The 21,919-nt window shown below is 64.2% G+C and carries 22 protein-coding genes; 13 read left to right on the top strand and 9 right to left on the bottom strand.

The window, feature by feature from the left end:
• Positions 1-4 precede the first annotated feature (4 nt).
• Both FJ417_RS09175 and FJ417_RS09170 read left to right on the top strand, forming a co-directional pair.
• Positions 5-760, top strand: a complete 756-nt coding sequence (locus FJ417_RS09175) for a COG4280 domain-containing protein (RefSeq protein ID WP_140783210.1) — start codon at positions 5-7, stop codon at positions 758-760.
• Positions 757-972, top strand: a complete 216-nt coding sequence (locus FJ417_RS09170) for a hypothetical protein (RefSeq protein ID WP_140783211.1) — start codon at positions 757-759, stop codon at positions 970-972. The genes FJ417_RS09175 and FJ417_RS09170 overlap by 4 nt, the downstream gene beginning before the upstream one ends.
• Positions 973-1,275: 303 nt before the next feature.
• On the opposite strand, the gene FJ417_RS09165 is transcribed toward FJ417_RS09170, so the two are convergent.
• Positions 1,276-1,908: an isoprenylcysteine carboxylmethyltransferase family protein gene (locus tag FJ417_RS09165; protein ID WP_140783212.1), complete on the bottom strand. Its 633-nt coding sequence runs from the start codon at positions 1,906-1,908 to the stop codon at positions 1,276-1,278.
• Between the two features lie 208 nt (positions 1,909-2,116).
• On the opposite strand from FJ417_RS09165, the gene FJ417_RS09160 reads away from it, so the two are divergent.
• The 5 genes from FJ417_RS09160 to FJ417_RS09140 all read left to right on the top strand — a co-directional run bounded on the left by FJ417_RS09160 (position 2,117) and on the right by FJ417_RS09140 (position 5,896).
• Positions 2,117-2,374: a hypothetical protein gene (locus FJ417_RS09160; protein WP_140783213.1), complete on the top strand. Its 258-nt coding sequence runs from the start codon at positions 2,117-2,119 to the stop codon at positions 2,372-2,374.
• 18 nt (positions 2,375-2,392) lie between these two features.
• Positions 2,393-3,190: a hypothetical protein gene (locus tag FJ417_RS09155; RefSeq protein ID WP_246687422.1), complete on the top strand. Its 798-nt coding sequence runs from the start codon at positions 2,393-2,395 to the stop codon at positions 3,188-3,190.
• A 197-nt stretch (positions 3,191-3,387) separates the two neighbouring features.
• On the top strand, positions 3,388-4,065 hold the full coding sequence (locus tag FJ417_RS09150; protein ID WP_042645381.1) for a winged helix-turn-helix domain-containing protein: 678 nt from the start codon (positions 3,388-3,390) through the stop codon (positions 4,063-4,065).
• A gap of 39 nt (positions 4,066-4,104) precedes the next feature.
• Positions 4,105-5,484, top strand: coding sequence for an ATP-binding protein (locus tag FJ417_RS09145; protein ID WP_140783214.1), 1,380 nt, complete (start codon positions 4,105-4,107; stop codon positions 5,482-5,484).
• A 157-nt stretch (positions 5,485-5,641) separates the two neighbouring features.
• On the top strand, positions 5,642-5,896 hold the full coding sequence (locus tag FJ417_RS09140; protein ID WP_140783215.1) for a DUF1344 domain-containing protein: 255 nt from the start codon (positions 5,642-5,644) through the stop codon (positions 5,894-5,896).
• A 58-nt stretch (positions 5,897-5,954) separates the two neighbouring features.
• Here FJ417_RS09140 and FJ417_RS09135 read toward each other — a convergent pair whose 3' ends face one another.
• A complete protein-coding gene (locus FJ417_RS09135) occupies positions 5,955-6,824 on the bottom strand; it encodes a helix-turn-helix domain-containing protein (RefSeq protein WP_140783216.1) in 870 nt (289 codons plus the stop codon).
• Positions 6,825-6,930: 106 nt separating this feature from the next.
• Here FJ417_RS09135 and FJ417_RS09130 point away from each other — a divergent pair, with 106 nt between their 5' ends.
• The 5 genes from FJ417_RS09130 to FJ417_RS09110 all read left to right on the top strand — a co-directional run bounded on the left by FJ417_RS09130 (position 6,931) and on the right by FJ417_RS09110 (position 13,256).
• Positions 6,931-8,199 (top strand): ABC transporter substrate-binding protein, encoded by a 1,269-nt coding sequence (locus FJ417_RS09130; protein ID WP_140783217.1) that lies wholly within the window; start codon positions 6,931-6,933, stop codon positions 8,197-8,199.
• A 174-nt stretch (positions 8,200-8,373) separates the two neighbouring features.
• Positions 8,374-9,234, top strand: coding sequence for a sugar ABC transporter permease (locus tag FJ417_RS09125; protein WP_140783218.1), 861 nt, complete (start codon positions 8,374-8,376; stop codon positions 9,232-9,234).
• The gene (locus tag FJ417_RS09120; protein WP_140707360.1) at positions 9,231-10,067 is read left to right on the top strand and encodes a carbohydrate ABC transporter permease; all 837 of its coding nucleotides are present in this window, start codon (positions 9,231-9,233) and stop codon (positions 10,065-10,067) included. The genes FJ417_RS09125 and FJ417_RS09120 overlap by 4 nt, the downstream gene beginning before the upstream one ends.
• A gap of 11 nt (positions 10,068-10,078) precedes the next feature.
• On the top strand, positions 10,079-11,164 hold the full coding sequence (ugpC, locus tag FJ417_RS09115; protein ID WP_140783219.1) for a sn-glycerol-3-phosphate ABC transporter ATP-binding protein UgpC: 1,086 nt from the start codon (positions 10,079-10,081) through the stop codon (positions 11,162-11,164).
• A gap of 58 nt (positions 11,165-11,222) precedes the next feature.
• Positions 11,223-13,256 carry an aldo/keto reductase gene (locus FJ417_RS09110; RefSeq protein WP_140783220.1) on the top strand — a complete coding sequence of 678 codons (2,034 nt, stop codon included), beginning with the start codon at positions 11,223-11,225 and terminating at the stop codon, positions 13,254-13,256.
• Between the two features lie 309 nt (positions 13,257-13,565).
• Here the strand turns inward: FJ417_RS09110 and FJ417_RS09100 are convergent, their stop codons facing one another.
• The 6 genes from FJ417_RS09100 to FJ417_RS09070 all read right to left on the bottom strand — a co-directional run bounded on the left by FJ417_RS09100 (position 13,566) and on the right by FJ417_RS09070 (position 20,523).
• The gene (locus tag FJ417_RS09100; protein WP_140783221.1) at positions 13,566-13,853 is read right to left on the bottom strand and encodes a GIY-YIG nuclease family protein; all 288 of its coding nucleotides are present in this window, start codon (positions 13,851-13,853) and stop codon (positions 13,566-13,568) included.
• A gap of 344 nt (positions 13,854-14,197) precedes the next feature.
• Complete coding sequence (locus tag FJ417_RS09090; protein WP_140783220.1) at positions 14,198-16,231, bottom strand: aldo/keto reductase; 2,034 nt, start codon at positions 16,229-16,231, stop codon at positions 14,198-14,200.
• Positions 16,232-16,289: 58 nt separating this feature from the next.
• Positions 16,290-17,375 (bottom strand): sn-glycerol-3-phosphate ABC transporter ATP-binding protein UgpC, encoded by a 1,086-nt coding sequence (gene ugpC, locus FJ417_RS09085; protein WP_140783219.1) that lies wholly within the window; start codon positions 17,373-17,375, stop codon positions 16,290-16,292.
• An 11-nt stretch (positions 17,376-17,386) separates the two neighbouring features.
• Positions 17,387-18,223: a carbohydrate ABC transporter permease gene (locus tag FJ417_RS09080; RefSeq protein WP_140707360.1), complete on the bottom strand. Its 837-nt coding sequence runs from the start codon at positions 18,221-18,223 to the stop codon at positions 17,387-17,389.
• Entirely contained in the window at positions 18,220-19,080 is an 861-nt protein-coding gene (locus tag FJ417_RS09075; protein ID WP_140783218.1) for a sugar ABC transporter permease, read from the bottom strand. Before FJ417_RS09075 ends, FJ417_RS09080 begins: the two co-directional genes overlap by 4 nt.
• Positions 19,081-19,254: 174 nt before the next feature.
• Positions 19,255-20,523: an ABC transporter substrate-binding protein gene (locus FJ417_RS09070; RefSeq protein WP_140783217.1), complete on the bottom strand. Its 1,269-nt coding sequence runs from the start codon at positions 20,521-20,523 to the stop codon at positions 19,255-19,257.
• Between the two features lie 106 nt (positions 20,524-20,629).
• On the opposite strand from FJ417_RS09070, the gene FJ417_RS09065 reads away from it, so the two are divergent.
• A complete protein-coding gene (locus tag FJ417_RS09065; RefSeq protein ID WP_140783216.1) occupies positions 20,630-21,499 on the top strand; it encodes a helix-turn-helix domain-containing protein in 870 nt (289 codons plus the stop codon).
• A 58-nt stretch (positions 21,500-21,557) separates the two neighbouring features.
• On the opposite strand, the gene FJ417_RS09060 is transcribed toward FJ417_RS09065, so the two are convergent.
• Entirely contained in the window at positions 21,558-21,812 is a 255-nt protein-coding gene (locus FJ417_RS09060) for a DUF1344 domain-containing protein (protein ID WP_140783215.1), read from the bottom strand.
• Positions 21,813-21,919: the final 107 nt, after the last annotated feature.

Genomic DNA, 21,919 nt, shown 5'->3' with positions numbered 1-21,919 from the left:
CTGCATGCATGGCCTGACACCCATACTTTCCACCGTGACGGCCTCTTTCCTGGCCTCCTTCGTCGAGGTGGTCGAAGCCTTGACGATCGTACTCGCCGTCGGCGTGACGCGCAGCTGGCGCCCGGCGCTGACTGGCGCGGCGCTGGCGCTTGCCGTGTTGGCGGCGCTGGTGCTGGCGTTCGGACCGCTGCTGGCGCTCGTTCCCATCACCGTCCTGCAATTCGTGGTCGGCGTGCTTTTGATCCTGTTCGGCATGCGCTGGCTGAGGAAAGCGATCCTGCGCAGCGTCGGTGTCATCGCGCTGCATGACGAGGAGCAGGCCTTTTCCAAGGAGACGGCGGCGCTGCAGCGGCAGGCCGACGACCGCCGCGCCGACTATCTGGCGGCCGTCGCGTCGTTCAAGGCGGTGCTGCTCGAAGGCGTCGAAGTGGTGTTCATCGTCATCGCCGTCGGCGCCGCGCATGGCCGGACGCTCTATGCCGGCCTCGGCGCGCTGGCCGCCTTCGTGCTGGTGACGCTGATCGGCCTCGCCGTGCACCGGCCTTTGGCGCGCGTGCCGGAAAACGCCCTGAAATTCGTCGTCGGGCTGATGCTGACCAGCTTCGGCGTGTTCTGGACCGGCGAAGGCCTCGGCGCCGAATGGCCGGGCGCCGACCTCGCTCTGCTCGCCATCTTCGCCATCATTGCCGCCGCATCCTTCGCCATCGTGCGCTGGCTGCGCGGCGCCTATCCGACGCCCGCCGAAGGAGTCGCCCGATGACCATGATCCGTCTTGTCTTCAAGGAGCTCCTCGGCATGTTCGTCGACGATGGCAGCCTGGCGCTGCTGGCGCTGATCCTCATTGCACTGATCGCCGCCGCGGTGAAGTTCCTGGGGCTGCCGCCGCTCATCGGCGGCTGGCTGCTTCTCGCCGGCTGCCTGGCAATTCTTCTGCAGAGCACGCGCCGCGCCGCGCGCGGCAGGGCGCGCTGATCGCGTAACGCTGGAGATTGGCGGAAGCTTCCCAGCTTCGTCATTCCAGGGCGGAGCAGCCGCGAAGCGGCGTCGCGGAGACCCTGGAATCCATGCCGTGCCCTCAGCCGTGGAATGCAGCGAGGCAGAATTCTGCACCGTTGTGACGCTTCAAAGTAATGGCATGGATCCTATGGTCTGCGCGCGTCGCTTCGCTCCTTGCTCCGCCATAGGATGACGATCGCGATGGGCGCTTCAGACAATCTCAAAGCATGCCGCCTGCCAAGGCAAAGCATAGCCGCCGGCCAAATCCGCGCCGGAAAACTAATAGACCGTAAAAAGCGTCGGCAGGTCGCCGCTGAGGCGGAAATACTCCACCGCCTCGATGACCGGGAACAGCGCCAGGAAATAGAGCCCGTCGCGGAACGTGTTCCGCAGCGCGCGCGTCGAAAACAGCCACTGGGCCTCGTCGCGGTAAAGCAGCGGATTCGGCCAGAAGCGCGGCGTGCGGTCGGCATAGGCCGCGTAAGCCGCACCGAACTTGCCGGCGAGGTATTCGGCCTCCTTGCGCGCGGTGAAGCGGAAGACGAGGAAGCTCGCCAGCCCGAGCATCGCGGCGGCCAGCAGCGAGCCGAACATCAGGCCGATGCCGGCAGCGCCGACGGTCGAGAAGAAATAGAGCGGGTTGCGGGTCATCGAGAACGGACCGGACATGATCAGCTCGTCATTCTTCCTGCCGCCGACGAATAGGATGCTCCACAGCCGGCCAAGGAAACAGATCAGCACCATCGCGAACCCGATCGTCTCGACGATTTCGTGCCCGTCCGACCCTTCGGCCAGCGCCGGCTTGCTGAACAGGAGCAGGATGACGGCAAGCACGGCGGCCGCCTGCACGACGATCAGACGCTTGTGCTGGTCGAACGCCTTCGGCGCCGATTTGAGGGACGTATAGGCCATTCTTCTCACCGCTCCGGCGCCGACAGGGGCGCCGAGGCTTCTCTAGCTGTTCCGCCGCGGGATGACGAGGCCCGGTAGAGGTTTTCGGCCGACCTTACGAATTTGTAAGCGCGCGGACAGGCCGCGGTGAATTCGCCCGTCTAGCCTGACGATCGCCGCCAAACGCGATTTCGGGCGGCGAATGGATCATCAACCTCGGGATAATGTCATGAACAAATTTGCCCTTGCTTTCGCCTTTGCCGCTACCGCGATCATCGTTCCCTTGGCTTCGGCGATTGCCGCCCCGACGCCTTGCGAGACGGCTCTGAAGGACCTGCGCGCCGCCGAGGCCAAGGCGACACCTAACGATGCCGACAAGAACAAGGTTTCCGAACTGGAGACGAAGGGCATCGAACGTTGCAACGCCGACGACGACAAGCGCGCCGACGACTTCTTCGCCCAGGCTATGAAGATTCTTGGCAAGTAAGCGGCGGAGGAACCGGAAATGGATATCGCCATGACCGTGGCAAGCCACGCACACGAGTCCGAATTGAACCGCGTTCCGGACGTCGCCATCGATTTCTGGCTGATCAAGATCATGGCGGTGACCATGGGCGAGACGGCGGCCGACTATCTCGCCGTCAATCTCGGCCTCGGCCTTACCGCGACATCCTTGATCATGAGCGGCATCCTGGTCGTCGCGCTTGTCCTGCAGTTCGCGCAGAAGCGCTACGTGCCCTGGGCCTATTGGCTCGCGGTCGTGCTGATCAGCGTCGTCGGCACCCTGGTCACCGACAACCTCGTCGACAATTTCGGCGTGCGGCTGGAGACGACGACGATCGTCTTCTCGGTCGCCCTCGCACTGACTTTCGCGGCCTGGTACGCCAGCGAAAAGACGCTCTCGATCCACACCATCTTCACCACCAGGCGCGAGATCTTCTATTGGCTGGCGATCCTGTTCACCTTCTCGCTCGGCACGGCCGCCGGCGATCTGGTGGCCGAGCGTTTCGACATGGGTTATCTCACCACCGGCCTCATCTTCGGCGGCGTGATCGCGGCGATCGCGCTCGCCAGGTTCTTCCTCGGCCTGAACTCTATCCTCGCCTTCTGGCTCGCCTATATCCTGACCCGGCCGTTCGGCGCCTCCTTCGGCGACCTGCTGTCGCAACCGGTCGAGTATGGCGGCATGGGCTTCGGCACCACCGCCACCAGCCTGACCTTTCTCGGCTGCATCGTGGTCATCGTTCTCTATATGACGCTGAGGAACCTGATCGACGAAGACGAACAGGCGCTGCTCGACTAAACCGCTTCTCGCAAAAATGTGTTGCGGCCTTCGCTCCGGCAGCGCTTAAAAACAGATGGTTAGAGCAATTCCAGCAACGGGTGGCGCGGGATTTCCGTCAGGAACCGCGTCCAACGAAGAGATAGACCGGCCAAGAAAAAACCGCAGCCGGCGCTACCATGCCGGTGAGGTTGAGGCGGCAAGGACAGCACGGGGCGATGCGACTTCTGCTTGTTGAAGACGATCCGAGAACCGCCGACTACATCGTCAGGGGGCTGACCGAGGCCGGCCATGTCTGCGATCTGCTGCGCGACGGCCATGACGGGCTCTTCGCCGCGACCCGCAACGCCTATGACGTGATCGTCGCCGACCGCATGGTTCCCGGCCTCGACGGCCTGTCGATGATCAAGGCTGTGCGCGCCGCCGGCATCCGCACGCCGGCCATTTTCCTGACCTCCATCGGCGGCGTCGACGACCGCGTCGAGGGCCTCGAAGCGGGCGGCGACGACTATCTGGTCAAGCCCTTCGCCTTTTCCGAGCTGCTTGCCCGCATCCATGCGCTCGGCCGCCGGCCGGCGGCGCAGGAGCAGAAGACGGCGCTGCGCGTCGCCGACCTCGAAATGGACCTGATCCTGCGCCGCGTGACCAGGCAGGGCCAGCCGATCGACCTGCAGCCGCGCGAATTCAGCCTGCTCGAGGTGCTGATGCGCGGCGAGGGCCGCGTCATCACCCGCACCATGCTTCTGGAGCGCGTCTGGGACTTTCATTTCGACCCCAAGACCAGCGTCGTCGAAACGCATATCAGCCGGCTGCGGGCCAAGGTCGACAGGCCCTTCGACGTGCCGCTGATCCACACCGTGCGCAACACCGGCTACAGCCTGCATGTCCCGGCCTGATCTCGCGGCCGCACGTGCGGGGCGACCCACCGCGATCGCATGAGCGCGACACGCTCCAGCCTGCTGCGCAGCACGCCGTTCAGGCTGGCGCTGACCTTCGCCTTTCTGTTCCTGCTGGCCTTCATCCTGTCCGGCGCGATCGTCTATCAATTGATGAGCGCCTCGCTCGCCAGGCAGCTCGATCAATCGATCAAGGAGACCTATTCGCTGATCGCCGCGACCTATGCCGAGAGCGACGAGGAGGATCTCGTCTCCACGGTCAGGGACCATGCCCAGTTCAGCCAGGACAAGGACGAGATCTTTTCCCTCACCGACAAGGACGGCAACCGCCTTGCCGGGGATTTCACCGCCTCCGCGCTGCCGGACGGCTTTTCCATGTTCGCCGCCAATTTGCCGGGCGTGCCGCCCGACACCGAGTATCGCGCCTATTCGGGCGTGGTCGGCGACAACAATTTGACGGTCGCCTTCTCGCTTTCGGAAACCGAGGATCTGGAAAGGATCGTGCTGATGAGCTTCGGCTGGGCCACGCTCTTCATCACCGTCCTGGCGATCGTCGGCGGCGCCGTGCTTGCCTCGCGCGTCCAGCGGCGCCTCGACGGCATCGCCAGCACCATGGTCGACGTCTCGCATGGTCGTCTCGATGCGCGCATTCCGCTGATCGGCAGCGGCGACGACATCGACGCCGTCTCGGCCCAGGTGAATGCGGCGCTCGAGCGCCTGTCGGCGCTGGTCGACGGCATGCGCGAAGTGAGCGCCAACATCGCCCATGACCTCAAGACGCCGCTCAACCGGCTGCAGATGATCCTGGAATCGGCCGCCGACAAGACGGTGTCGGGCGAGGACGTCTCGACCGAGCTGACCGACGCCCGCGCTGAGAGCCAGCAGATCAACAGCACCTTCGACGCTTTGCTTCGCATCGCCCAAATCGAAGCCGGCGCCCGCAAGGCGCGCTTCGTCGACCTTGATGTCGGCCCGGTCGTCGAGACCATCGGCGAAGTCTATGCCGACGTTGCCGAGGATGATGGCAAGTCCTTGTCCACAGGGATTATTCCGGGTACGAAATGGTATATTCACGGCGACCGCGACCTGCTGATGCAGATGCTCGCCAATCTGGTCGAGAACGCCCTCAGGCATTGCCCGCCGGGCACCGCGATTGAGCTCTCGGTGACCAGGGAAGGCAGCCACGTCCTCGTCCATGTCCGCGACAATGGTCCGGGCATCCCCGCCGAGGAGCGCGAAAAGGTGTTCCGCCGGCTCTACCGGTTGGATGCGAGCCGCACGACGCCGGGCAGCGGCCTGGGCTTGAGCCTGGTCAAGGCGGTGGCCGACCTGCATGGTGCGGCAATAACGCTCGAGGACCGCAACCCGGGTCTCGGCGTGACAATCAGCCTTCCGGCCGTGCGAGTTCCAGATGCCTGAGGCAGGCGGAGCCCGCGTCCCGGCCGCCTTACGCATTTGTATAGCCCCCGCCAGCCGCACGAAAACTCCGGTCTCTAGGCTTGTGCCGTTCCCGCCGGATCGGGAGCGCGGCCCGACGAGGTTCGGGCCGGAAACCTCAGAGAAGAAAGGAAAGAAGATGAAAAAATCCGCCATCGCAGCCGCAGCGATCGTGGCTCTCGCCTCCGCGACCGGGGCCTATGCCAAGGCGGCCAGCGGCACCATCGCCAGCGTCGACAAGAAGGGCGATTCCTTCACGCTGAGCGACGGCAAGACCTTTGCCCTGCCCGAAAACATCGAGGTTGAGACCCTCAAGGTCGGCGAAAAGGTCACCGTCACCTATTCCGCCAAGGCCGGCAAGCTCATGGTTTCGGCCGTCCAACCGGCCAACTGAGCCGACAAGCACGACACGCCGGCAGGGAGAACCCTGCCGGCGACGCCATTCGGCGATGCTACCGCGCGGCGCCCGCCCGGCGGAAATCGGAAGGCGACATGCCGGCGAGCTTGCGGAAGGATTTGTTGAAGGCGCTGAGCGAGCCGAAGCCCGATTCCATGGCGACCCTCAGCACATTGGCGTCCTCATGCATCAACAGCGCCTGCGCGTAGCTCAGGCGCAGCAGATTGAGATATTCGTTGAGCGTCATGCCGGTCGATTTCTTGAACAGGCTCATGGCATATTTGGGATGGATGTCGGCGGCAGCCGCAATGGTCACGCAGTCGATGTCGTAGAGGAAATTCTCGGCGATGTAATCGCACATGCGCCCGACATTGCGCGAGGATTGCTGGTCGAAGGGATTGCCCGCCCCTTGCCCGGAGGCCGCTCCTGGCACCAGGCGGTAGGGCTCGAAGCGCACCCGCTCGAGCCTCAGAAGCAACTCGTTGACGGCATGCTCGGCTCTGGCCGGATCGCCCGAGCGCGCATATTCGTTCCAGCGCCTGAAATTGTCGTTGTCCGACTGGTCGGTGGCGTTGGTCACCAGGGTCGCGCCGGTCATCAGCCGATGGCGTATGTCGGCCGGCAGATGCAGGCGGAAGAAATGCACCAGCGGCAGATGCGCGCCGGCATAGACGGCGTCGTCGGAGAGGTCGTCCATCTGGTGCGGCAGGCCGCCCCAGAACAGGCACATCTCGCCGGCCGACAGCGCAATCTCGTGCTCGGCCATGCGGTAATGCACGCTGCCTTGAACGATGAAATTCACCTCGACCTGGGCGTGCCAGTGCGGCTTCAGCATCACCAACGGGTGGTTGTGGAACATCTGCAAAACAAGCGGCAGTCCTTCGACGCTGCTCGCGCCAGGCTGGTAGAATGGACGCCCCGGCATCTTACTTTCCGCCAACTTCTTATTCCCTTCGTCGGGGACAAGCCTTCCGCGCCGCATAGTCTAGCCACGCTCACAGTGAGAGAGCAAATGAAATGGGAGGATTTCAATGCGCACTACACTGACCTGCGCCGCGCTTATGCTTGCCCTGGGCTCCGGCCCGGCCCTGGCGCAGTCCGGCGAGATCACCATCTGGAGCTGGAACATCGCCGCCTCGTCGTTGAAGGCGACGGTCGAGGGCTTCAACAAGAAATACCCCGACATCAAGGTCACGGTTCAGGACCTCGGCAACCAGCCCACCTATGACAAATCGATTGCCGGCTGCGCCGCCGGCGGCGTCGGCCTGCCCGATATCGTCTCGATCGAGAACGGCGAGGCGGAGAATTACTGGAGCCAGTTCCCGGACTGCTTCGTCGACCTGCACACGCTGGGTTACAGCGCCGAGGACCAGAAGAAATTCCCCGATTTCAAACGCACCGAGCTCGAAGTCGGCGACAGGGCCTATGCGATGCCCTGGGATTCCGGCCCGGTGGCCGTCTTCTACCGCCGCGACTTCTACGAGAAGGGAGGCGTCGACCCGGCCTCGATCAAGACCTGGGACGATTTCATCGCCGCCGGCAAGAAGATCCAGGCCGCCAATCCGGGCGTGTCGATGACCAATGCCGATTTCAACGGCGACACCGAATTCTTCCGCATGATCTCCAACGAGCAGGGCTGCGGTTACTTTGCCGAGGACGGCCAGTCGATCACCGTGGCCGAGCCGAAATGCGTCGACGCCCTGACCAAGGTCAAGGAGATGAAGGACGCCGGCATCGTGTCGTCGGCCGACTGGTCCACCAAGATCACCAACAACACCGCCGGCACCGTCGCCAGCCAGGTCTATGGCGGCTGGTATGAAGGCACGATCCGCACCGAATCACCGAAGGAGAGCGGCAAATGGGGCGTCTATCTGATGCCGAGCCTGACCGCCGACGGCCCGCGCGCCGCCAATCTTGGCGGCTCGTCGCTGGCCATCACCTCGGCCTCCAAGAACAAGGAGGCGGCTTACGCCTACCTGAAATATACGCTGGAGACCAATGAGGGCCAGATCACCATGCTGAAGGATTTCGGCCTGGTGCCCTCGCTGATCTCGGCGCTCGACGACCCTTATGTCGCGCAAGGCCAACCCTATTGGGGCGACCAGGCGGTCTGGAAGGATATCCTGGCGACCCTGCCCAAGGTGGTGCCGAGCCGCGGCACGCAGTTCCAGAGCGACGCCGAGATCATCATGCGCGCCGTGCAGACCAAATATCTGGCCAGCGGCTACCCCGACGCCAAGGCCGCGCTCGACGACGCCGCCAAGCAGATCGCCGCCGCGACTGGTTTGCCGGTGAAGTAGGCGATTAGCACCTTCTCCCCTTGTGGGAGAAGGTGGATTGGCGCGCAGCGCCAAGACGGGGTGCTCCAGCGGAGTGAGACGTCGGCTTTCCCTGGAACACCCCTCATCCGGCCGCTGCGCGGCCACGTTCTCCCACAAGGGGAGAAGGAAAAGACAAGAGAAAGGAGGAAGACGATGCGCACGCAGAACGCCACCGCGTACCGCTTCCTCGCGCCTTATCTTTTGATCTTCGCCATCTTCTGGATCTGGCCGATCATCTCGTCCTTCCTGATCTCCTTCCAGGCGACGCGCACCGTGCCGTGGCGCTTCGCGCCCGCCTTCAACTGGGGCCGCCTGATCGGCGACCCCGCCTTCTACAATGCGCTGAAGAACACGCTGCTGATCCTGGTCATCCAGGTGCCGGTGATGATTGCGCTGGCGATCGTCATGGCGGTGCTGCTGAACTCGCCGCTGCTCAAGGCGCGCGGCCTCTACCGCTTCGCCTTCTTCGCCCCGGTGGTGGTCGGTGAGGTCGCCTATTCGGCCGTCTTCCGGCTGATGTTCAGCCTCGATTTCGGCATCGTCAACAAGCTCTTGAACAGCGTCGGGCTGCCCAAGATCGACTGGTTCTCCAACGTCACGCCGGCCATGGCGCTGATCATGATCGCCGTGACCTGGCGCTGGGCGGGCTACAACGCCATCATCATCCTGGCCGGCCTGCAGTCTATCCCCGAGGACGTCTACGAGGCGGCGACACTCGACCGTGTCAGCCGGCTGAAGCAATTCTTCTACATCACCTTGCCATTGCTGAAGCCGGTCATCGTCTTTTGCGCCGTGCTGTCGATCATCGGCACCATGCAGCTCTTCACCGAGCCGTTCCTGATCACCGAACGCGGCGGACCGGGCGGCGGCACCGAGACGCTCGGCCTGCTGCTCTACCGCCAGGGCTTCCGCTCGCTCAATTTCGGCTACGCTTCCGCCGTCGCCTACACCATGGCCGGGCTGGCCATCGCCATCACCCTGGTGCAGCTCTGGCTGATGAGGGAGCCGAAATGACCTCGCGCTCGCAGGCAAGGCTCGGGCGCGTCATTGCGCTGCATCTTTTCCTGACGCCGCTGGCGCTGGTCTGGCTGTTTCCGCTGTGGATGATGGTGGTGTTTTCCACCATGCCCGACAACGGCATCTTCAGCCCCGGCATCGAGCTTCTGCCGCACGACAATTTCCTCGACAATGTCGCCAACCTGCAGCGCGACACCAATTTCATCGGCGCCATCGGCATCTCGGTCTCGGTCGCGGTGACCTACACGATCCTCTCGGTGCTGCTCACCTCGATGGCCGGCTGGGCGCTGGCGCGCTACGAATTCCACGGCAAGGGCGCGGTGGTGGCGATCATCTTCGGCACCATCACGCTGCCCTACGCGGTGGTGCTCATCCCGCAATTCATCATGGTGGCGCGCGACTTCGCTCTGGCCAACACCTGGATCGCGCTGATCGTGCCGCCACTGTTCAATTCGCTGGGCGTGCTCTTCATGCGGCAGGCTTTCTCGATGATGCCGGCGGAGCTGTTCGACGCGGCGCGCGTCGAGGGCGTCAAGGAATGGCGCATCTTCCTGTTCGTGGCGCTGCCGCTGGCCCGCCCGATGCTCGCGGCGCTCGCGATCATTCTCTTCCTCGCCTCGTGGAACAACTATCTCTGGCCGCTGCTGATCAACAGCCAGCCGGGCGCGATGACCGCGCCGGTGGCGCTCGGCACGCTGATCGGCCTGACCAAGGTTTCGTGGGGCGGCATCATGGCCGGCGCCGTCATGCTGACGGTGCCGATGCTCGTTGTCTTCGTGCTGTTGCAGCGTCATTTCATCGCCGGCATCGCCGCCGGCGCGGTCAAGTAGGAAGGAGCGCAATGGCGGCCGTCACCCTCACCAATGTCGTCAAACGCTTCGGCGTCTTCGAAGTCGTCCACGGCGCCAACATCGACATCGCCGACGGCGAGTTCGTCGTCTTCGTCGGTCCGTCCGGCTGCGGCAAGTCCACGCTTCTGAGGATGATCGCCGGGCTGGAGGACATCAGCGGCGGCGACATCGCCATCGGCGGCAAGGTGATCAACGATGTCGAGCCGGCCGAGCGCGGCATCGCCATGGTGTTCCAGTCCTACGCGCTCTACCCGCATATGACCGTCGAGCAGAACCTCTCCTTCGGCCTCAGGATGAACGGCAACCCGAAGGCCGACACCGAGCGCCGGGTCAGGAAAGCCGCCGAAATCCTGCGCATCGACGAATTGATGCAACGCCGGCCGAAGCAACTCTCCGGCGGCCAGCGCCAGCGCGTCGCCATCGGCCGCGCCATCGTGCGCGAGCCGCAGGTCTTCCTGTTCGACGAGCCGCTCTCCAATCTCGACGCCGAGCTAAGAGTCCAGATGCGCGTCGAGATCTCGCGCCTGCACAAGGAACTCGGCGTCACCATGATCTATGTGACGCACGACCAGACCGAGGCCATGACGCTGGCCGACCGTATCGTCGTGCTGAAGGCCGGCAATGTCGAGCAGATCGGCGCGCCGCTCGATCTCTACGACGACCCGGCAAACCGTTTCGTAGCCGGCTTCATCGGCTCGCCGAAGATGAATTTCCTCAGCGCCAAGGTCGTGGAGATCTCCAACAGCGCGACAATCGTCGAGCTCGTCCATCATGGCGGCGCGCGGTTGCGCAAACCGCTCGCCGAAGCTTTTCCCGCCCTTGATGCCGAGGTCGTGCTTGGCGTCAGGCCGGAGCATTTCTTCGAGGCCGGCGAGGGCGATTGCGACATCCCGGTCAAGGCCGACGTCGCCGAGCATCTCGGCTCGGTGAGCTATGTCTACGCCAATGCCGGACCCGAGGAGCTGATCGTCGAGCGCGAGGCCTCGCGCCAGCGCGCCAGCGGCGATCATTTCACGGTCTCGATCAAGGCGGAACGGGCGCTGCTCTTCGACAAGGCAGGCGCAAGGATCCGCTGACCCGAAAGTTTTCTTTGCCGGCATGCCAGGCGTGGCGGCGACCCATGGAGTATTTGATATGACATCCTCATCCAAGAAAATCCGCTGGGGCATCCTCGGGCCCGGCAGCATCGCAAAGTCCTTTGCCGGCGGCGTGGCGCAGTCGCGCACCGGCACGCTCGAGGCGCTCGGCGCCCGCAATCCGGGCAAAGCGGGGCTTGCCGAGACCTTTCCAGGCGCGCGCATCCTCGACGGCTACGACGCGCTGCTTGCCGACGATGGAGTCGACGCCGTCTACATTTCGATCCCGCATCCCGGCCATGCCGAATGGGCGATCAAGGCTGCCGAAGCCGGCAAGCATGTCTTATGCGAAAAGCCGCTGGCCCTGACCGCCTTCGAAGCCGACGCCATGATGCATGCGGCACGCAAGGCCGGCACCTTCCTCGGCGAAGCCTTCATGTACCGGCTGCATCCGCAGACCCTGCAACTGGTCGAGCTGATCAAGTCGGGCGCCGTTGGCGAGGTGCGCATGATCAAGTCGAGCTTCGGCTTCGCCATGCCGGGCTTCATGCCGGAGCACCGGCTTTACGCCAACGAACTCGCCGGCGGCGGCATCCTCGATGTCGGCGGCTATCCCGTATCGATGGCGCGGCTGATCGCGGGCGCTACGATCGGCCAGCCTTTCGCCGAGCCCGACAAGGTTGTGGGCGCCGCCCATCTTGGCCAGTCCGGCGTCGACGAGTGGGCTTCCGCGCTGCTGCATTTCCCCGACGGCATCGTCGCCGAAATCTCCGGCAGCATCTCGCTCGACCAGGACAATGTGCTGCGTATCCTCGGCACCAAGGGCCGCATCGAGGTGCCCGATTTCTGGTTCGCCGGTGGCAACCGCGATGTCGGACCGGGCCGGATCGAGGTGATCCGGTCCGGGGCCGCTCGCGAGGTGATCAGCCTCGGCGAGACCTGCCACCTCTATTCCTTCGAGGTCGACGCCGCCGGCGAGGCGATCCTCGCCGGACGGCAGGAATTCGCCTGGCCCGGCATGTCCTGGGCCGACAGCCTCGGCACGCTGCGCGTCCTCGACAGATGGCGCGCCGCTGTCGGGCTCGAATACGAGATCGAGAAGCCGGCTAAGCGTGTCAACACCATCTCCGGCCGGCGGCTGCGAACCAACGGCGCCGCCATCGGCAAGCGTGACATTCCCGGCCTGTCGATGCCCGTCTCGCGGCTGGCACTCGGCTTCGAGGATTTCCGCAGCTTCTCCTCCGGCTCGATCCTGCTCGATGCCTGTTTCGAGGCCGGCGGCAATCTGTTCGACACCGGCTTTGTCTACGGCGCCGGCTACACCGAGACGCTGCTTGGCCAATGGCTCGCCAATCGCGGCATGCGCGCGCAATCGGTGATCATCGCCAAGGGCGCGCATTCGCCGCTCTGTTATCCCGACGTCATCGGCAAGCAACTGGCACAGTCGCTCGACCGGCTGCAGACCGACCATGTCGACATCTATTTCATGCATCGCGACAATCCGGACGTGCCGGTCGGCGAATTCGTCGACGCGATGGACGCGGAGGCCAGGGCCGGCCGCATCCGCGGCCTGTTCGGCGGCTCCAACTGGACGATGGAGCGCATGGACGCGGCCATTGCCTATGCCGAGAAGAACGGCAGGCAGAAGCCCGGCGCGCTGTCCAACAATTTCTCGCTGGCCGAGATGCTGGAGCCGATCTGGGCCGGCTGCGTCACCTCGTCGACCGACGCCTGGAAAGCCTGGCTGGCGGCGCGGCAGATGCCGAACTTCGCCTGGTCGAGCCAGGGCCGCGGCTTCTTCACCGACCGAGCCGGCCGCGACCGGACCGACAATGAGGAGTTGGTGCGGGTCTGGTACTCGGAAAAGAATTTCGGCCGCCGCGACCGCGCCATCGAACTGGCGCGAAAGCTCGGCAAGAGCCCGATCCATGTCGCGCTGGCTTACGTGCTGGCGCAGCCCTTTCCGTCCGTGCCGCTGATCGGCCCCCGCACGCTGGACGAGTTGGAGGACAGCCTCAAGGCGCTGGATATCAAGCTGACGCCGGAGGATGTGGCGTGGCTGGACGAGGGGCCGGAAAGGCGCAGGGCGTAGGGGATAGACCACGAGCGAAATGACGGACGTCGCGTCCCTTCGCCCCCTCTCTGCCCTGCCGGGCATCTTCCCCTCAAGGGGGGATCAGATGTCACGCCGGCTTTCGCCAATCACCAATGTTGCAGAAAAGGTGCCAGCGTCGAAGCTGCCAATCTCCCCCCTTGAGGGGGAGATGTCCGGCAGGACAGAGAGGGGGGCCTCGCGCCGGCGCCTCCTTCGTCATTCTAGGGCGGAGCAAGGAGCGAAGCGACGCGCGCAGACCCTAGAATCCATGCCGTGACGCCTGAGCGCCGCCACGGTCCAGAACGCTCACCAGCCAATTCCGCGAAACAACTCGAACCATTCAGGATTGCTCTTCTCGATCAATTCAACCTTCCATTGGCACGGCCAGCGCTTCAATGATGTCTCACGCTGGATGGCGTCGGTGATGTCGAGATATTCCTCGTACCAGACCAGACGCTGCACACCGTAACGGCTGGTGAAGCTGGAGCCTTGGCCGGTCTTGTGCTCTGGCATGCGACGAGCAAGGTCGTTGGTGACACCGATATAGATCGTGCCGCCCTTCTGGCTCGCGGTCATGTAGACGTAGCCTGTCATGTGGCGATCTTACCTGGCGCTACGACCAACAGCTATTCTGGGTCGTTGCATTCTATGGCCAATGTCACGGTATGGATTCTAGGGTCTGCGCGCGTCGCTTCGCTCCTTGCTCCGCCCTAGAATGACGAAGGAGGCGCCGGCGCGAGGCCCCCCTCTCTGTCCTGCCGGACATCTCCCCCTCAAGGGGGGAGATTGGCAGCTTCGACGCTGGCACCTTTTCTGCAACATTGGTGATTGGCGAAAGCCGGCGTGACATCTGATCCCCCCTTGAGGGGAAGATGCCCGGCAGGGCAGAGAGGGGGCGAAGGGACGCGACGTCCGTCATTTCGCTCGTGGTCTATCCCCTACGCCCTGCGCCTTTCCGGCCCCTCGTCCAGCCACGCCACATCCTCCGGCGTCAGCTTGATATCCAGCGCCTTGAGGCTGTCCTCCAACTCGTCCAGCGTGCGGGGGCCGATCAGCGGCACGGACGGAAAGGGCTGCGCCAGCACGTAAGCCAGCGCGACATGGATCGGGCTCTTGCCGAGCTTTCGCGCCAGTTCGATGGCGCGGTCGCGGCGGCCGAAATTCTTTTCCGAGTACCAGACCCGCACCAACTCCTCATTGTCGGTCCGGTCGCGGCCGGCTCGGTCGGTGAAGAAGCCGCGGCCCTGGCTCGACCAGGCGAAGTTCGGCATCTGCCGCGCCGCCAGCCAGGCTTTCCAGGCGTCGGTCGACGAGGTGACGCAGCCGGCCCAGATCGGCTCCAGCATCTCGGCCAGCGAGAAATTGTTGGACAGCGCGCCGGGCTTCTGCCTGCCGTTCTTCTCGGCATAGGCAATGGCCGCGTCCATGCGCTCCATCGTCCAGTTGGAGCCGCCGAACAGGCCGCGGATGCGGCCGGCCCTGGCCTCCGCGTCCATCGCGTCGACGAATTCGCCGACCGGCACGTCCGGATTGTCGCGATGCATGAAATAGATGTCGACATGGTCGGTCTGCAGCCGGTCGAGCGACTGTGCCAGTTGCTTGCCGATGACGTCGGGATAACAGAGCGGCGAATGCGCGCCCTTGGCGATGATCACCGATTGCGCGCGCATGCCGCGATTGGCGAGCCATTGGCCAAGCAGCGTCTCGGTGTAGCCGGCGCCGTAGACAAAGCCGGTGTCGAACAGATTGCCGCCGGCCTCGAAACAGGCATCGAGCAGGATCGAGCCGGAGGAGAAGCTGCGGAAATCCTCGAAGCCGAGTGCCAGCCGCGAGACGGGCATCGACAGGCCGGGAATGTCACGCTTGCCGATGGCGGCGCCGTTGGTTCGCAGCCGCCGGCCGGAGATGGTGTTGACACGCTTAGCCGGCTTCTCGATCTCGTATTCGAGCCCGACAGCGGCGCGCCATCTGTCGAGGACGCGCAGCGTGCCGAGGCTGTCGGCCCAGGACATGCCGGGCCAGGCGAATTCCTGCCGTCCGGCGAGGATCGCCTCGCCGGCGGCGTCGACCTCGAAGGAATAGAGGTGGCAGGTCTCGCCGAGGCTGATCACCTCGCGAGCGGCCCCGGACCGGATCACCTCGATCCGGCCCGGTCCGACATCGCGGTTGCCACCGGCGAACCAGAAATCGGGCACCTCGATGCGGCCCTTGGTGCCGAGGATACGCAGCACATTGTCCTGGTCGAGCGAGATGCTGCCGGAGATTTCGGCGACGATGCCGTCGGGGAAATGCAGCAGCGCGGAAGCCCACTCGTCGACGCCGGACTGGCCAAGATGGGCGGCGCCCACAACCTTGTCGGGCTCGGCGAAAGGCTGGCCGATCGTAGCGCCCGCGATCAGCCGCGCCATCGATACGGGATAGCCGCCGACATCGAGGATGCCGCCGCCGGCGAGTTCGTTGGCGTAAAGCCGGTGCTCCGGCATGAAGCCCGGCATGGCGAAGCCGAAGCTCGACTTGATCATGCGCACCTCGCCAACGGCGCCCGACTTGATCAGCTCGACCAGTTGCAGGGTCTGCGGATGCAGCCGGTACATGAAGGCTTCGCCGAGGAAGGTGCCGGCCTTGCGTGCCGCATGCATCATGGCGTCGGCTTCGAAGGCGGTCAGGGCCAGCGGCTTTTCGCATAAGACATGCTTGCCGGCTTCGGCAGCCTTGATCGCCCATTCGGCATGGCCGGGATGCGGGATCGAAATGTAGACGGCGTCGACTCCATCGTCGGCAAGCAGCGCGTCGTAGCCGTCGAGGATGCGCGCGCCTGGAAAGGTCTCGGCAAGCCCCGCTTTGCCCGGATTGCGGGCGCCGAGCGCCTCGAGCGTGCCGGTGCGCGACTGCGCCACGCCGCCGGCAAAGGACTTTGCGATGCTGCCGGGCCCGAGGATGCCCCAGCGGATTTTCTTGGATGAGGATGTCATATCAAATACTCCATGGGTCGCCGCCACGCCTGGCATGCCGGCAAAGAAAACTTTCGGGTCAGCGGATCCTTGCGCCTGCCTTGTCGAAGAGCAGCGCCCGTTCCGCCTTGATCGAGACCGTGAAATGATCGCCGCTGGCGCGCTGGCGCGAGGCCTCGCGCTCGACGATCAGCTCCTCGGGTCCGGCATTGGCGTAGACATAGCTCACCGAGCCGAGATGCTCGGCGACGTCGGCCTTGACCGGGATGTCGCAATCGCCCTCGCCGGCCTCGAAGAAATGCTCCGGCCTGACGCCAAGCACGACCTCGGCATCAAGGGCGGGAAAAGCTTCGGCGAGCGGTTTGCGCAACCGCGCGCCGCCATGATGGACGAGCTCGACGATTGTCGCGCTGTTGGAGATCTCCACGACCTTGGCGCTGAGGAAATTCATCTTCGGCGAGCCGATGAAGCCGGCTACGAAACGGTTTGCCGGGTCGTCGTAGAGATCGAGCGGCGCGCCGATCTGCTCGACATTGCCGGCCTTCAGCACGACGATACGGTCGGCCAGCGTCATGGCCTCGGTCTGGTCGTGCGTCACATAGATCATGGTGACGCCGAGTTCCTTGTGCAGGCGCGAGATCTCGACGCGCATCTGGACTCTTAGCTCGGCGTCGAGATTGGAGAGCGGCTCGTCGAACAGGAAGACCTGCGGCTCGCGCACGATGGCGCGGCCGATGGCGACGCGCTGGCGCTGGCCGCCGGAGAGTTGCTTCGGCCGGCGTTGCATCAATTCGTCGATGCGCAGGATTTCGGCGGCTTTCCTGACCCGGCGCTCGGTGTCGGCCTTCGGGTTGCCGTTCATCCTGAGGCCGAAGGAGAGGTTCTGCTCGACGGTCATATGCGGGTAGAGCGCGTAGGACTGGAACACCATGGCGATGCCGCGCTCGGCCGGCTCGACATCGTTGATCACCTTGCCGCCGATGGCGATGTCGCCGCCGCTGATGTCCTCCAGCCCGGCGATCATCCTCAGAAGCGTGGACTTGCCGCAGCCGGACGGACCGACGAAGACGACGAACTCGCCGTCGGCGATGTCGATGTTGGCGCCGTGGACGACTTCGAAGACGCCGAAGCGTTTGACGACATTGGTGAGGGTGACGGCCGCCATTGCGCTCCTTCCTACTTGACCGCGCCGGCGGCGATGCCGGCGATGAAATGACGCTGCAACAGCACGAAGACAACGAGCATCGGCACCGTCAGCATGACGGCGCCGGCCATGATGCCGCCCCACGAAACCTTGGTCAGGCCGATCAGCGTGCCGAGCGCCACCGGCGCGGTCATCGCGCCCGGCTGGCTGTTGATCAGCAGCGGCCAGAGATAGTTGTTCCACGAGGCGAGGAAGAGAATGATCGCGAGCGCCGCGAGCATCGGGCGGGCCAGCGGCAGCGCCACGAACAGGAAGATGCGCCATTCCTTGACGCCCTCGACGCGCGCCGCGTCGAACAGCTCCGCCGGCATCATCGAGAAAGCCTGCCGCATGAAGAGCACGCCCAGCGAATTGAACAGTGGCGGCACGATCAGCGCGATCCAGGTGTTGGCCAGAGCGAAGTCGCGCGCCACCATGATGAATTGCGGGATGAGCACCACCGCGTAGGGCAGCGTGATGGTGCCGAAGATGATCGCCACCACCGCGCCCTTGCCGTGGAATTCGTAGCGCGCCAGCGCCCAGCCGGCCATCGAGGTGAGCAGCACCGAGAGGATCGTGTAGGTCACCGCGACCGAGACCGAGATGCCGATGGCGCCGATGAAATTGGTGTCGCGCTGCAGGTTGGCGACATTGTCGAGGAAATTGTCGTGCGGCAGAAGCTCGATGCCGGGGCTGAAGATGCCGTTGTCGGGCATGGTGGAAAACACCACCATCATCCACAGCGGAAACAGCCAGACCAGCGCCAGCGGCGTCAGGAAAAGATGCAGCGCAATGACGCGCCCGAGCCTTGCCTGCGAGCGCGAGGTCATTTCGGCTCCCTCATCAGCCAGAGCTGCACCAGGGTGATGGCGATGGCCAGCCCGGCCATGGTGTAGGCGACGGCGGAAGCGTAGCCGAAATTGAGCGAGCGGAAGCCCTGGCGGTAGAGCAGCAGGCCGAGCGTCTCGGTGCCGCCGCCCGGTCCGCCGCGTTCGGTGATCAGGAACGGCTCGGTGAAGAGCTGCATGGTGCCGATGATCGACAGCACGGCGCAAAAGACGATGACCGGCTTCAGCAATGGCAAGGTGATGTAGAAGAATTGCTTCAGCCGGCTGACACGGTCGAGTGTCGCCGCCTCGTAGACGTCCTCGGGGATAGACTGCAGGCCGGCCAGGATGATGATGGCGTTGTAGCCCGCCCAGCGCCAGGTCACGGCGATCATGATCAGCGCCATGGCCGGCGTGACGTTGGAGAACCAGTCGATCTTGGGCAGCCCGACGCTGTTCAAGAGCTTGTTGACGATGCCGAAATCGAGGCTGAACATCAGCCGGAAGACGGCCGAATAGGCGACCTCACCGACCACCACCGGGGCGAAGAAGGCGAAGCGGTAGAGGCCGCGCGCCTTGAGCAGCGGCGAGTTCAGCAGCACCGCCATGACGATCGCCAGCGCAATCATCACCGGCACCTGGATGACCAGGATCAGCAGCGTGTTCTTCAGCGCATTGTAGAAGGCGGGGTCGCCGATCAGGCGGCCCCAGTTGAAGGCGGGCGCGAAGCGCCACGGCACGGTGCGCGTCGCCTGGAAGGAGATCAGGAAGGACGAGATGATCGGCCAGATCCAGAAGATGGCGAAGATCAAAAGATAAGGCGCGAGGAAGCGGTACGCGGTGGCGTTCTGCGTGCGCATCGTCTTCCTCCTTTCTCTTGTCTTTTCCTTCTCCCCTTGTGGGAGAACGTGGCCGCGCAGCGGCCGGATGAGGGGTGTTCCAGGGAAAGCCGACGTCTCACTCCGCTGGAGCACCCCGTCTTGGCGCTGCGCGCCAATCCACCTTCTCCCACAAGGGGAGAAGGTGCTAATCGCCTACTTCACCGGCAAACCAGTCGCGGCGGCGATCTGCTTGGCGGCGTCGTCGAGCGCGGCCTTGGCGTCGGGGTAGCCGCTGGCCAGATATTTGGTCTGCACGGCGCGCATGATGATCTCGGCGTCGCTCTGGAACTGCGTGCCGCGGCTCGGCACCACCTTGGGCAGGGTCGCCAGGATATCCTTCCAGACCGCCTGGTCGCCCCAATAGGGTTGGCCTTGCGCGACATAAGGGTCGTCGAGCGCCGAGATCAGCGAGGGCACCAGGCCGAAATCCTTCAGCATGGTGATCTGGCCCTCATTGGTCTCCAGCGTATATTTCAGGTAGGCGTAAGCCGCCTCCTTGTTCTTGGAGGCCGAGGTGATGGCCAGCGACGAGCCGCCAAGATTGGCGGCGCGCGGGCCGTCGGCGGTCAGGCTCGGCATCAGATAGACGCCCCATTTGCCGCTCTCCTTCGGTGATTCGGTGCGGATCGTGCCTTCATACCAGCCGCCATAGACCTGGCTGGCGACGGTGCCGGCGGTGTTGTTGGTGATCTTGGTGGACCAGTCGGCCGACGACACGATGCCGGCGTCCTTCATCTCCTTGACCTTGGTCAGGGCGTCGACGCATTTCGGCTCGGCCACGGTGATCGACTGGCCGTCCTCGGCAAAGTAACCGCAGCCCTGCTCGTTGGAGATCATGCGGAAGAATTCGGTGTCGCCGTTGAAATCGGCATTGGTCATCGACACGCCCGGATTGGCGGCCTGGATCTTCTTGCCGGCGGCGATGAAATCGTCCCAGGTCTTGATCGAGGCCGGGTCGACGCCTCCCTTCTCGTAGAAGTCGCGGCGGTAGAAGACGGCCACCGGGCCGGAATCCCAGGGCATCGCATAGGCCCTGTCGCCGACTTCGAGCTCGGTGCGTTTGAAATCGGGGAATTTCTTCTGGTCCTCGGCGCTGTAACCCAGCGTGTGCAGGTCGACGAAGCAGTCCGGGAACTGGCTCCAGTAATTCTCCGCCTCGCCGTTCTCGATCGAGACGATATCGGGCAGGCCGACGCCGCCGGCGGCGCAGCCGGCAATCGATTTGTCATAGGTGGGCTGGTTGCCGAGGTCCTGAACCGTGACCTTGATGTCGGGGTATTTCTTGTTGAAGCCCTCGACCGTCGCCTTCAACGACGAGGCGGCGATGTTCCAGCTCCAGATGGTGATCTCGCCGGACTGCGCCAGGGCCGGGCCGGAGCCCAGGGCAAGCATAAGCGCGGCGCAGGTCAGTGTAGTGCGCATTGAAATCCTCCCATTTCATTTGCTCTCTCACTGTGAGCGTGGCTAGACTATGCGGCGCGGAAGGCTTGTCCCCGACGAAGGGAATAAGAAGTTGGCGGAAAGTAAGATGCCGGGGCGTCCATTCTACCAGCCTGGCGCGAGCAGCGTCGAAGGACTGCCGCTTGTTTTGCAGATGTTCCACAACCACCCGTTGGTGATGCTGAAGCCGCACTGGCACGCCCAGGTCGAGGTGAATTTCATCGTTCAAGGCAGCGTGCATTACCGCATGGCCGAGCACGAGATTGCGCTGTCGGCCGGCGAGATGTGCCTGTTCTGGGGCGGCCTGCCGCACCAGATGGACGACCTCTCCGACGACGCCGTCTATGCCGGCGCGCATCTGCCGCTGGTGCATTTCTTCCGCCTGCATCTGCCGGCCGACATACGCCATCGGCTGATGACCGGCGCGACCCTGGTGACCAACGCCACCGACCAGTCGGACAACGACAATTTCAGGCGCTGGAACGAATATGCGCGCTCGGGCGATCCGGCCAGAGCCGAGCATGCCGTCAACGAGTTGCTTCTGAGGCTCGAGCGGGTGCGCTTCGAGCCCTACCGCCTGGTGCCAGGAGCGGCCTCCGGGCAAGGGGCGGGCAATCCCTTCGACCAGCAATCCTCGCGCAATGTCGGGCGCATGTGCGATTACATCGCCGAGAATTTCCTCTACGACATCGACTGCGTGACCATTGCGGCTGCCGCCGACATCCATCCCAAATATGCCATGAGCCTGTTCAAGAAATCGACCGGCATGACGCTCAACGAATATCTCAATCTGCTGCGCCTGAGCTACGCGCAGGCGCTGTTGATGCATGAGGACGCCAATGTGCTGAGGGTCGCCATGGAATCGGGCTTCGGCTCGCTCAGCGCCTTCAACAAATCCTTCCGCAAGCTCGCCGGCATGTCGCCTTCCGATTTCCGCCGGGCGGGCGCCGCGCGGTAGCATCGCCGAATGGCGTCGCCGGCAGGGTTCTCCCTGCCGGCGTGTCGTGCTTGTCGGCTCAGTTGGCCGGTTGGACGGCCGAAACCATGAGCTTGCCGGCCTTGGCGGAATAGGTGACGGTGACCTTTTCGCCGACCTTGAGGGTCTCAACCTCGATGTTTTCGGGCAGGGCAAAGGTCTTGCCGTCGCTCAGCGTGAAGGAATCGCCCTTCTTGTCGACGCTGGCGATGGTGCCGCTGGCCGCCTTGGCATAGGCCCCGGTCGCGGAGGCGAGAGCCACGATCGCTGCGGCTGCGATGGCGGATTTTTTCATCTTCTTTCCTTTCTTCTCTGAGGTTTCCGGCCCGAACCTCGTCGGGCCGCGCTCCCGATCCGGCGGGAACGGCACAAGCCTAGAGACCGGAGTTTTCGTGCGGCTGG

This window comes from Mesorhizobium sp. B3-1-7, assembly GCF_006439385.1.
In the GTDB taxonomy this organism is placed as follows: domain Bacteria; phylum Pseudomonadota; class Alphaproteobacteria; order Rhizobiales; family Rhizobiaceae; genus Mesorhizobium.
The sequence above is the reverse complement of the archived record's forward strand: the minus strand, read 5'-3'. Positions and strand labels throughout refer to the sequence as shown.

Coding starts and splice junctions, on each gene's coding strand:
- FJ417_RS09175 (WP_140783210.1), top strand. CDS start 5: ATGCATGGCCTGACACCCATACTTTCCACCGTGACGGCCTCTTTCCTG.
- FJ417_RS09135 (WP_140783216.1), bottom strand. CDS start 6,824: ATGCCGGGGCGTCCATTCTACCAGCCTGGCGCGAGCAGCGTCGAAGGA.
- FJ417_RS09130 (WP_140783217.1), top strand. CDS start 6,931: ATGCGCACTACACTGACCTGCGCCGCGCTTATGCTTGCCCTGGGCTCC.
- FJ417_RS09100 (WP_140783221.1), bottom strand. CDS start 13,853: ATGACAGGCTACGTCTACATGACCGCGAGCCAGAAGGGCGGCACGATC.
- FJ417_RS09070 (WP_140783217.1), bottom strand. CDS start 20,523: ATGCGCACTACACTGACCTGCGCCGCGCTTATGCTTGCCCTGGGCTCC.
- ugpC (WP_140783219.1), top strand. CDS start 10,079: ATGGCGGCCGTCACCCTCACCAATGTCGTCAAACGCTTCGGCGTCTTC.
- FJ417_RS09075 (WP_140783218.1), bottom strand. CDS start 19,080: ATGCGCACGCAGAACGCCACCGCGTACCGCTTCCTCGCGCCTTATCTT.
- FJ417_RS09155 (WP_246687422.1), top strand. CDS start 2,393: ATGGATATCGCCATGACCGTGGCAAGCCACGCACACGAGTCCGAATTG.
- FJ417_RS09060 (WP_140783215.1), bottom strand. CDS start 21,812: ATGAAAAAATCCGCCATCGCAGCCGCAGCGATCGTGGCTCTCGCCTCC.
- FJ417_RS09120 (WP_140707360.1), top strand. CDS start 9,231: ATGACCTCGCGCTCGCAGGCAAGGCTCGGGCGCGTCATTGCGCTGCAT.
- FJ417_RS09090 (WP_140783220.1), bottom strand. CDS start 16,231: ATGACATCCTCATCCAAGAAAATCCGCTGGGGCATCCTCGGGCCCGGC.
- FJ417_RS09140 (WP_140783215.1), top strand. CDS start 5,642: ATGAAAAAATCCGCCATCGCAGCCGCAGCGATCGTGGCTCTCGCCTCC.
- FJ417_RS09165 (WP_140783212.1), bottom strand. CDS start 1,908: ATGGCCTATACGTCCCTCAAATCGGCGCCGAAGGCGTTCGACCAGCAC.
- FJ417_RS09150 (WP_042645381.1), top strand. CDS start 3,388: ATGCGACTTCTGCTTGTTGAAGACGATCCGAGAACCGCCGACTACATC.
- FJ417_RS09125 (WP_140783218.1), top strand. CDS start 8,374: ATGCGCACGCAGAACGCCACCGCGTACCGCTTCCTCGCGCCTTATCTT.
- FJ417_RS09080 (WP_140707360.1), bottom strand. CDS start 18,223: ATGACCTCGCGCTCGCAGGCAAGGCTCGGGCGCGTCATTGCGCTGCAT.
- FJ417_RS09110 (WP_140783220.1), top strand. CDS start 11,223: ATGACATCCTCATCCAAGAAAATCCGCTGGGGCATCCTCGGGCCCGGC.
- ugpC (WP_140783219.1), bottom strand. CDS start 17,375: ATGGCGGCCGTCACCCTCACCAATGTCGTCAAACGCTTCGGCGTCTTC.
- FJ417_RS09160 (WP_140783213.1), top strand. CDS start 2,117: ATGAACAAATTTGCCCTTGCTTTCGCCTTTGCCGCTACCGCGATCATC.
- FJ417_RS09145 (WP_140783214.1), top strand. CDS start 4,105: ATGAGCGCGACACGCTCCAGCCTGCTGCGCAGCACGCCGTTCAGGCTG.
- FJ417_RS09170 (WP_140783211.1), top strand. CDS start 757: ATGACCATGATCCGTCTTGTCTTCAAGGAGCTCCTCGGCATGTTCGTC.
- FJ417_RS09065 (WP_140783216.1), top strand. CDS start 20,630: ATGCCGGGGCGTCCATTCTACCAGCCTGGCGCGAGCAGCGTCGAAGGA.